The organism is Pseudomonas sp. (assembly GCF_051660785.1).
In the GTDB taxonomy this organism is placed as follows: domain Bacteria; phylum Pseudomonadota; class Gammaproteobacteria; order Pseudomonadales; family Pseudomonadaceae; genus Aquipseudomonas.
The window spans coordinates 1-9,046 of the sequence record NZ_JBOFQE010000050.1; the positions used below are offsets into that span (position 1 = coordinate 1).

The 9,046-nt window shown below is 60.4% G+C and carries 7 protein-coding genes and 1 pseudogene; 3 read left to right on the plus strand and 5 right to left on the minus strand.

Annotated features, from left to right (window positions below; all coding sequences use genetic code 11):
- Positions 1–358: 358 nt before the first annotated feature.
- The 4 genes and pseudogenes from ACRC4F_RS11925 to ACRC4F_RS11940 form a co-directional block, all read right to left on the minus strand.
- Entirely contained in the window at positions 359–1,240 is an 882-nt protein-coding gene (locus ACRC4F_RS11925; RefSeq protein ID WP_371922089.1) for a methyl-accepting chemotaxis protein, read from the minus strand.
- Positions 1,220–2,323: pseudogene (locus ACRC4F_RS11930) on the minus strand (HAMP domain-containing protein); the annotation flags it as partial. The pseudogene ACRC4F_RS11930 and the gene ACRC4F_RS11925, both read right to left, overlap by 21 nt.
- Before the next feature lie 108 nt (positions 2,324–2,431).
- Positions 2,432–3,823, minus strand: coding sequence for a PLP-dependent aminotransferase family protein (locus ACRC4F_RS11935; RefSeq protein ID WP_438659493.1), 1,392 nt, complete (start codon positions 3,821–3,823; stop codon positions 2,432–2,434).
- 184 nt (positions 3,824–4,007) lie between these two features.
- Positions 4,008–4,769, minus strand: a complete 762-nt coding sequence (locus tag ACRC4F_RS11940) for an SDR family oxidoreductase (protein WP_131063511.1) — start codon at positions 4,767–4,769, stop codon at positions 4,008–4,010.
- Between the two features lie 236 nt (positions 4,770–5,005).
- On the opposite strand from ACRC4F_RS11940, the gene ACRC4F_RS11945 reads away from it, so the two are divergent.
- Entirely contained in the window at positions 5,006–6,010 is a 1,005-nt protein-coding gene (locus tag ACRC4F_RS11945; RefSeq protein ID WP_010457045.1) for an NADP-dependent oxidoreductase, read from the plus strand.
- Positions 6,011–6,149: 139 nt separating this feature from the next.
- Here the strand turns inward: ACRC4F_RS11945 and pyrF are convergent, their stop codons facing one another.
- On the minus strand, positions 6,150–6,848 hold the full coding sequence (gene pyrF, locus ACRC4F_RS11950; RefSeq protein WP_191623683.1) for an orotidine-5'-phosphate decarboxylase: 699 nt from the start codon (positions 6,846–6,848) through the stop codon (positions 6,150–6,152).
- A 293-nt stretch (positions 6,849–7,141) separates the two neighbouring features.
- Here pyrF and ACRC4F_RS11955 point away from each other — a divergent pair, with 293 nt between their 5' ends.
- Together ACRC4F_RS11955 and ACRC4F_RS11960 are read left to right on the plus strand one after the other, a co-directional pair.
- Entirely contained in the window at positions 7,142–7,900 is a 759-nt protein-coding gene (locus ACRC4F_RS11955; protein ID WP_077749216.1) for a response regulator, read from the plus strand.
- Positions 7,900–8,949 carry a sensor histidine kinase gene (locus ACRC4F_RS11960; RefSeq protein ID WP_438659494.1) on the plus strand — a complete coding sequence of 350 codons (1,050 nt, stop codon included), beginning with the start codon at positions 7,900–7,902 and terminating at the stop codon, positions 8,947–8,949. The genes ACRC4F_RS11955 and ACRC4F_RS11960 overlap by 1 nt, the downstream gene beginning before the upstream one ends.
- Positions 8,950–9,046 lie beyond the last annotated feature (97 nt).

Consider the following 9,046-nt stretch of genomic DNA (forward strand, 5'->3'; position numbering starts at 1 on the left):
TCGGGAGGCTGAGTGGAGGCGTTCATCCGGGGATTGGCGCGCAGCGCCGTTCGACGCAGTCGAACTCATCGCATGTAGGTGCCAGCGAAGCCAACCGGAGGGCGATGCCCCCGGATGAATGCCGGAGCGAAGGAACGCCGAGCCTCAGCGAGGGGCCGGACGCTTGGGGCGAGCGTTTTTTTGCTTACTTTTTTTAGGCGCTTGTAAAAAAAGTGAGTCGCCGTAAGGGCGAAACCGCCAGCCGCCGTTATCGCAGAAATGGATATGTACACCTGAAAGAGACAGGTCGGCTGTCAGGCCGCCTTCGCGGGCAAGCCTCGCTCCTACAGTAGGTCGGTGTACATATGGGGGAGGCAGATCAGAGCCGAAAGTGCCCGACCATCCCCTTCAACTCAACCCCCAACTGCGCCAGCTCAATACTCGACGCCGCATTCCCCTGCATCGCCAACGAAGACTGATCCGCACTCGCCCGAATACTCGTCACACTGCGATTAATCTCCTCGGCCACCGAACTCTGCTCCTCGGCCGCCGCCGCAATCTGCTGGTTCATTTGCTGAATCAAAGACACCGCCGCCGCAATACTCCCCAACGCACTCTCAGTCTGCAACGCATCACTCACCGCCAGTTTCACCAGCTCACCACTGTTCTGAATCTGCTGCACCGACGACTGCGCCGCCGAACGCAAGGCACTCACCAGACGCTCAATCTCCTCGGTCGATTGCTGAGTACGCTTGGCCAACGCCCGAACCTCATCCGCCACGACCGCAAACCCTCTGCCCTGCTCGCCGGCCCGGGCCGCCTCGATCGCCGCATTGAGCGCCAACAGATTGGTTTGCTCGGCGACACTCTTGATCACACTCAGCACCGTCCCGATATTCTGGATTTCCGCACTCAAGCTTTCGATGCTCGAACTGGCCGAAGTCGCCGAGTCCGCCAACTGCTCGATCCGCGCCATGCTCTGACGCACCACCTGCTGACCACTTTCAACCTTGCCGTCCGCCGTTTGCGCAGCCTGCGCCGCTTCCTCCGCGTTACGCGCCACATCGTGCACGGTCGCGGTCATCTGATTCATCGCCGTGGCGACCTGCTCGGTTTCTTCCTTCTGACTACTGACCTCCAGGTTGGTCTGCTCAGTCACCGCCGACAGCGATTGCGCCGAACTCGCCAACTGCTCGATACCGGCCTGCAAACCACTGACGATGGTACTCAGCCCCGCGCCCATCTGTTGCATGGCCTGCATCAACTGGCCGATCTCGTCACGGCGTGTCACTTCCACCGTTGCACTCAAATCACCCGCGGCGATCTGCTGCGCCACACGAATCACACTGCGCAGCGGTGCCACGATCAACCGGGTAATCACCCACGCCGCGATCAACCCGACCAGCAACGCCAGCGCCGAGGAGCCGATGATCAGCATCGAGTTCTTTTTCAACTCCGCCTGCATCGACAGGTCTTCGGCGACATACGCCTGATCAACCCGCTCCATTACTTGCGCAGCACGCTGGTGCAGTTGCTCATAGACGGTTTTTTCCTGGGCCAACAGACCGGTGTACTCGGTCAGTTTCTCGCTGAAACTGTTGATGTGACCCGCTACTTCATTGAGGACAGTCTGATAGCCTTCATCCTTGACCGTGGTTTTCAACTGCTCGGCCTGAACCCGCGCCTGTTCGGACTGCTCGATCTTGCCCTGGCCTGCGCTATCGTCGCCTTTGCGGCTCTGGTCCAGACGTACACGCGCCTCGTTCATGGCCTGTAGCATCAGCCGCGACACCTGGCTGACCTGATTGGCCTGCTCGATGAACTGCCCACCGTCCTTGCCTTCGGACTCCTTCAAGGTATAGGCGCCGTCATCGGCAAGCCCTGCTTGCAGGACATCAAGGTTATTGGCCACGCTGGACACCGACCAACTGGCCATTTCGAGGGCCAGATCCTTGGCCTGACTCAGCGAGACGAACTCGTCGAAGGCCTTGCGATAAGCCCCCAGGGATTGCTCGACGTCATTCATTACCGGCACGTTGGACGCGGATTGAGCTTTCAGCTGGGTCGCCAAGGCGATCAAAGCATCCACGCCTTCGCGCAGGGCATCGGCGGTTTTCGCGTTGCCGCGCAAGGCGTATTCCTGCTCAAGCAACCGCACCTTGAGCAAGCCGCTGTTGAGCGACGACATCTGTTTGAGTCCGTCGAAGCGATGACTGATGGTTTGCAGGGACCAAACGCCGATGGCTGCCACCAGGGCCGTCAACAGCAGCACCAATACAAACCCGACACCCATTTTTTTTGCCATACCGAGGTTGGCAAAACGTCCTTGCACGGCCGAAATCATTGCACTTAGTCCCCTGACATAGTCTGTTGACGCAGATTCGCAATGGGCATACGCCAGCACAAGTCTCTGGCGTCGGAATAATGGCAAAAAGCTACGCTCACGTCGTTTTCAGAACGCTTTAGGTCGATTCGCAGCGGTTGCCTGAAAAAATGCCCGGGCACGAGGATCGCAGGCATATGCCACGTTGATGCGCTGCCAGCCATTGGCCTGGCCGTCAGGATTGAAGGCCGTGGCAGAAGACAGCAGCACACCGAAGCGCCGGGCCTGTTTGCGCACCTGAGCGTAGTCTGACATCCGCGACCGCGCCCAGATGAACAGGCCACCGGCCGGCTTGCCGAAAACCTCCCATTCGGCGTCTTCGAGCACTTGCAGGGCCGCCTCTCTGTCCGTGTTTAAACGCTGGCGTTGACGCTGGACCAGTTTGCGGTACGCGCCGCTGGCCAACAGGCAGGTCAGCACCGATTCGCAGAACCTTGAGGCGCCCATGCTGCTGATCATCTTGACCTCGGCCAACTGCGCAACAATCTCGTCACTGGCCACGACAAATCCGACCCGCAAAGAACTGCTGAGGGTTTTCGAGTAGCTGCCGACGTAGATCACGTTGTCATCGATACCTAATGCCGCGAGGCGAGTACCGGGGCCGCAGTGCAAATCCGCATAGACATCATCTTCAATCACCAGCACGCCATGGGTTTTGGTCAGTTGCACAGTCTGCTGCGCCACCGCAGGCGTCAGGCAACTGCCCGTCGGGTTGTGGTAGAAGCTGTTGATGAATAGCGCACGGGGCCTGTGCTTCACCAACAGCGCTTCAAGCTGCACTGTGTCAGGCCCGCGCGGGGTTCGCGGCACCTCGATCATGGTCACGCCGTGCAGCCTGAGCAGGTCGAATAACAGGGGATACCCCGGACTCTCAACCACCACACAATCACCCGGCTTGAGCAAGGTGCGCACAATCAGGTCGAGTCCCTGGCTCGCACCTGCGGTGGTCAGAATACGGTTTTCGTCCACCTCGATACTGAGCTGCCCAAGGCGTTTGCGGATCTGCACACGCAAGGCAGGCAGCCCCCGAGACGTGCTGTAGTTGAACAGCCCGGCCATGTCGGTACGGCTGACCTGACGAATCGCGTAGCTCAGGTCGTCCGTTTCGCGCCAGCTTTCGGGGAGTCCGCCACAGCCCAGCTTGAGTTCACCCGCGAGGCCGCCCGGCTTCACTTCCGCTCCTTCGAATCCGTGACAGTCCTGATGCCCCTGAGCGGCCAGCGCTGGCGTGGCGACAATGAAACCGGCGCCATGACGCGACGCGAGCACGCCTTGAGCCACAAGGCGCTCACACGCTTCAACGACGCTGGACTGACTGAGCAGATTGACCCGCGCGATTTGCCGCGCAGTCGGTAAACGCGTCCCCGGCAGCGCCTCGCTTTGACGGAGCCAGACGGCCAACTCGTCGACGATTTGCTGTACGACCGGCACCAATGCCTGTCGATCGATTCTCAATTCCATGAGCAAGCAAACTCCTGTCCATTTGCGGGAAACAGTTAATCACAGGTCTGCTGGATCAGATGTGCGACAACGCCGCCAAAACCCTCGGTTCTAACCATTTGAAACACATTGTTCGTCCCTTTCACGGAACCATGAAAAAGCCCGCACGTATGCGGGCTTTTTCCTACACTGCAAACCTTGTTTGTCAGAACGCCGTCACTCCACCGTCCACAGCCAAGGAGTGACCGGTGGTAAACGCTGCGCCATCACTGCACAGATACAGCACCGCGCTGGCGATTTCCTCGACCTTGCCGATCCGGCCGACCGGGTGCATGGCGTTGGCGAACTCGCCCTTCTTCGGGTCCGCCTCATAGGCACGACGGAACATGTCGGTGTCGATCACCGCCGGGCACACCGCGTTCACGCGAATCTTTTTCTTGGCGTACTCGATGGCCGCCGACTTGGTCAGGCCGATCACCGCGTGTTTGGAAGCCGCATAGATGCTCATCTTCGGCGCCGCACCCAGGCCTGCCACCGACGCGGTGTTGACGATCGCGCCACCCCCTTGAGCCAGCAGCAACGGCAACTGGTACTTCATGCACAGCCAGACGCCTTTGACGTTGACGCCCATGATCGCGTCGAACTCATCGATCGTGCCTTCAGCCAGTTTGCCTTTCTCGATCTCGATGCCGGCGTTGTTGAAGGCATAGTCCAGACGGCCGTAGGTATTCACCACCTCGTCCATCAGATTTTTTACATCGCTTTCCACCGTGACATTGCAGCGCACGAAGGTCGCTTCGCCACCCGCCGTACGAATCAGTGCCACAGTGCCTTCGCCCCCGGCCGTGTCCATGTCGGCCACCACCACTTTCAGCCCTTCAGCGGCGAATGCCTGGGCGGTCGCGCGGCCAATACCGTTGGCAGCGCCGGTCACAACAGCGACCTGGCCGGAAAACGTCATGCTCATTGTTATGTCCTCAAAGAGAAGAATGCGGGGGATCGCGTGTTCGCAGTCTAGCGACACGAGCGGGTGCCACGGCAGCACTATCAAAAGGCCGGTTGGGCGAACATGAGTGGCAGTGATAGAACTGCCGCACTGACTATCACTGCACTGGATCGATGTGCATTCGCCGCATCAGCCAAACTTGCGGCATCGATCATGAAGGTCTATCAACAAGGCTTCATTCATCTTGAGTGCCAGTCATGACTACCCAGACCAATCGCCAGTTCCTGCTCGCCAAACGTCCGGTGGGCGCGGCAACCCGCGAGACCTTTACCTATCAGGAAGTGCCAGTCGGCGAACCGGCTGCGGGTCAGATCCTGGTCAAAAACGAATACCTGTCCCTGGACCCGGCCATGCGTGGCTGGATGAACGAGGGCAAGTCCTACATTCCTCCGGTCGGTATCGGCGAAGTCATGCGCGCATTGGGTGTAGGCAAAGTCGTTGCCTCGAACAATCCCGGCTTCGCGGTCGGGGACTACGTCAACGGTGCCTTGGGCGTGCAGGATTATTTCCTCGGCGAGCCACGAGGTTTCTACAAAGTCGATCCGAAACTGGCGCCTTTGCCGCGTTACCTGTCCGCGCTGGGCATGACCGGGATGACCGCCTACTTCGCGCTGCTCGATGTCGGCGCACCCAAGGAAGGTGACACCGTGGTCCTGTCCGGCGCGGCCGGCGCAGTGGGCAGCATTGCCGGGCAGATCGCCAAGATCAAAGGCTGCCGCGTGATCGGCATCGCGGGCGGCGCGGACAAGTGCAAGTTCCTGATCGACGAACTGGGGTTTGACGGCGTCATCGACTACAAGAATGAAGACGTGCATGCCGGCCTCAAGCGTGAATGCCCCAAAGGCGTCGATGTGTATTTCGATAACGTCGGCGGCGATATTCTCGACGCGGTGCTGGGTCGCCTGGCCATGAAGGCGCGAGTGGTGATTTGTGGCGCGATCAGCCAGTACAACAACAAGGAAGCAGTCAAGGGGCCGGCGAACTATCTGTCGTTGCTGGTCAACCGTGCACGTATGGAAGGGTTTGTGGTGATGGATTACGCCGCGCAATTCGCGGCCGCCGGACAGGAAATGGCCGGGTGGATGGCCAAGGGGCAGCTCAAGAGCAAGGAAGACATTGTTGAAGGACTGGAGACGTTCCCGGAGACGCTGATGAAGTTGTTCAGCGGCGAGAATTTCGGGAAGTTGGTGCTGAAGGTTTAACCCAATATTTGAATTCACCCCAAAACCACTGTGGGAGCGAGCCTGCTCGCGATGGCTGTGTATCAGTCAATATTGATATCGACTGACACACCCTCATCGCGAGCAGGCTCGCTCCCACATTTGGATCTTCAGCGTTTGATTAAGCGATTTCAGCCACGACAGCAGCCAACGCCTTGGCCGGATCCGCAGCCTGGCTGATCGGACGACCAATCACCAGATAATCAGAACCGGCATCCAGCGCCTGACGCGGGGTCAGGATACGGCGCTGATCGTCCTGGGCACTGCCCGCCGGACGAATGCCCGGGGTCACCAGTTGCAGCGACGGGTGAGCCGATTTCAGGGCCTGGGCTTCCAGGGCCGAGCACACCAGACCGTCCATCCCGGCTTTTTCCGCCAGTGCCGCAAGGCGCAGCACCTGCTCCTGCGGCTCGATGTCCAGGCCGATACCCGCCAGATCTTCACGTTCCATGCTGGTCAGCACGGTCACGCCGATCAACAGCGGTTTGGGGCCGGTACGCTGATCGAGCACTTCACGGCAGGCAGCCATCATGCGCAGGCCACCGGAGCAGTGCACGTTGACCATCCACACGCCCATTTCCGCCGCTGCCTTGACGGCCATGGCGGTAGTGTTCGGGATGTCGTGGAACTTGAGGTCCAGAAACACTTCGAAGCCCTTGTCGCGCAGAGTGCCGACGATTTCCGACGCGCAGCTGGTGAACAGTTCCTTGCCGACTTTGACCCGGCACAGCTTCGGGTCCAACTGGTCGGCCAGCTTCAGTGCGGCGTCACGGGTGGGGAAATCCAGGGCGACGATGATAGGAGTCTGGCAGACGGACATGAGCGGGCTCTCAGGCAGGACGGAATCGGCGCGCATTGTAGCGGAACCAGCGCGGCTGCGGGACCCGATGATCGGTAAATCGTCCCGAAGGCTCAAGCAAGCCTAGCCCCTGCGGCAATTGTGTCGAGCTCGATACACACACGACACGCCCACAACATCCTTCATCGCTACCCTCGGCAGCCGCAACACGTCCTTACAGCACTTCCCGCCTCCGGGCCGGACGCCTATGCTGGAACCACAACCTCGCAGCCCATCTTTGTGGTTGGCAGCCTACCTGGCAGATGAACGCACGCATGCACAGCACCCCAGCACCTCTGAACGACGATCAAAAAGCGCCCGCAGACGACAAACGCTGGAGCATTCGCGCCCTGATCGTCGACGATGACGTCCCGATCCGCGAACTGATGATCGACTACCTGGCCCGGTTCAACATTCACGCCAGCGGCGTCACCGACGGCGCCGCCATGCGCCTGGCGTTGCAAGCGGAGCATTTCGACGTGGTGGTGCTCGACCTGATGCTGCCCGGTGAAGACGGTTTGTCGCTGTGCCGCTGGCTGCGTGCCGAATCGGACATTCCGATCCTGATGCTCACCGCCCGTTGCGAACCCACCGACCGGATCATCGGCCTGGAACTGGGTGCCGATGACTACATGGCCAAGCCCTTCGAACCACGGGAACTGGTCGCGCGGATTCAGACCATTCTGCGTCGGGTGCGCGACGATCGCACCGAACAGCGTGCGAATATTCGCTTCGACAACTGGCGCCTCAACAGCGTGCTGCGTCAGTTGATCGCCGCTGATGGCCTGGTGGTTCCGTTGTCGAACGCCGAATTCCGCCTGCTCTGGGTGTTCATCGAACGTCCGCGTCGGGTGCTCAGCCGTGAACAATTGCTGGACGCCGCTCGCGGTCGTTCGATTGAAGCGTTTGATCGCAGCATCGACTTGCTGGTCTCGCGCCTGCGCCAGAAGCTCGGCGATGACCCGAAAGCCCCGCAACTGATCAAGACCGTTCGCGGTGAGGGTTATCTGTTCGACGCGAGAGACATCGGCTGATGCGGGCGCGCTTCGATACGCTGTTCGGTCGCCTGTTTGGCGTGCTGCTGCTGGCGATCATCCTCGCGCACCTGTTGGCGTTTGCCTGGTTTCACCATTACGGCCCACCGCCGCCTCCACCGCCGCCCGAGTTTTCCCAAGGCTTGGACGGACAGCGCCCGCCCATGGACCCGCGCTTTGAAAACCGGCCACCGCGGCCTTGGTTTGGCGGCCCGTTGGTGCCACTGACGTTCCAGTTTGTCTCGCTGATCATTGCCGCCTGGTACGGCGCCAAACTGTTGAGTCGGCCAATCCAGCGGTTAAGCGACGCCGCCGAACGCTTGAGCGAAAACCTCGACAGCGCGCCGCTGGACGAGTCCGGCCCACGGGAAGCACGGCAAGCGGCCTACACCTTCAATTTGATGCAGAAACGAATTATCGAGCAGGTGCAGCAGCGCTCGCGGATGCTCGGCGCGGTGTCCCACGACCTGCGCACGCCGCTCTCTCGCCTCAAGTTACGGCTGGAACAGATCGAAGACGACAAGCTGCAGGGCCAGATGCGTCAGGATCTGGACGACATGATCAGCATGCTCGACGCCACGCTCACCTACTTGCACGAACAGCGCACCAGTGAAGCCGGGCAATGGATGGACGTGCAGGCGCTGGTTGAATCGTTGAGCGAAAACGCCCAGGACCAGGGGGCCGACGTCCAGGCCAGCGGCCACTGCGCGCCGCTGCAAGTGCAGCCGATGGCCTTGCGCTCGTGCATCAATAATCTGTTGGACAACGCCCTGCGCTATGCCGGGCACGCGCGGATCACCCTCGAAGACAATCGAGAGCAACTGGTGATCCGCGTGATCGACCACGGCCCGGGTATTGCGGCGGACAAACGTGAAGCCGTGTTCGAGCCGTTCTTTCGACTGGAAGGTTCGCGTAATCGCAATTCGGGCGGCGTTGGCCTGGGGATGACCATCGCTCGGGAGGCGGCGGAACGGTTGGGTGGGCAATTGAGCCTGGAAGAAACCCCGGGCGGCGGTCTCACCGCCGTCATCCGCCTGCCCCGCACCTGAGCCACACATAAATCCCCTGTGGGAGCGAGCCTGCTCGCGATAGCGGTGTATCAGTCGCCATTGATGTTGACTGACACACCGCTATCGCGAGCAGGCT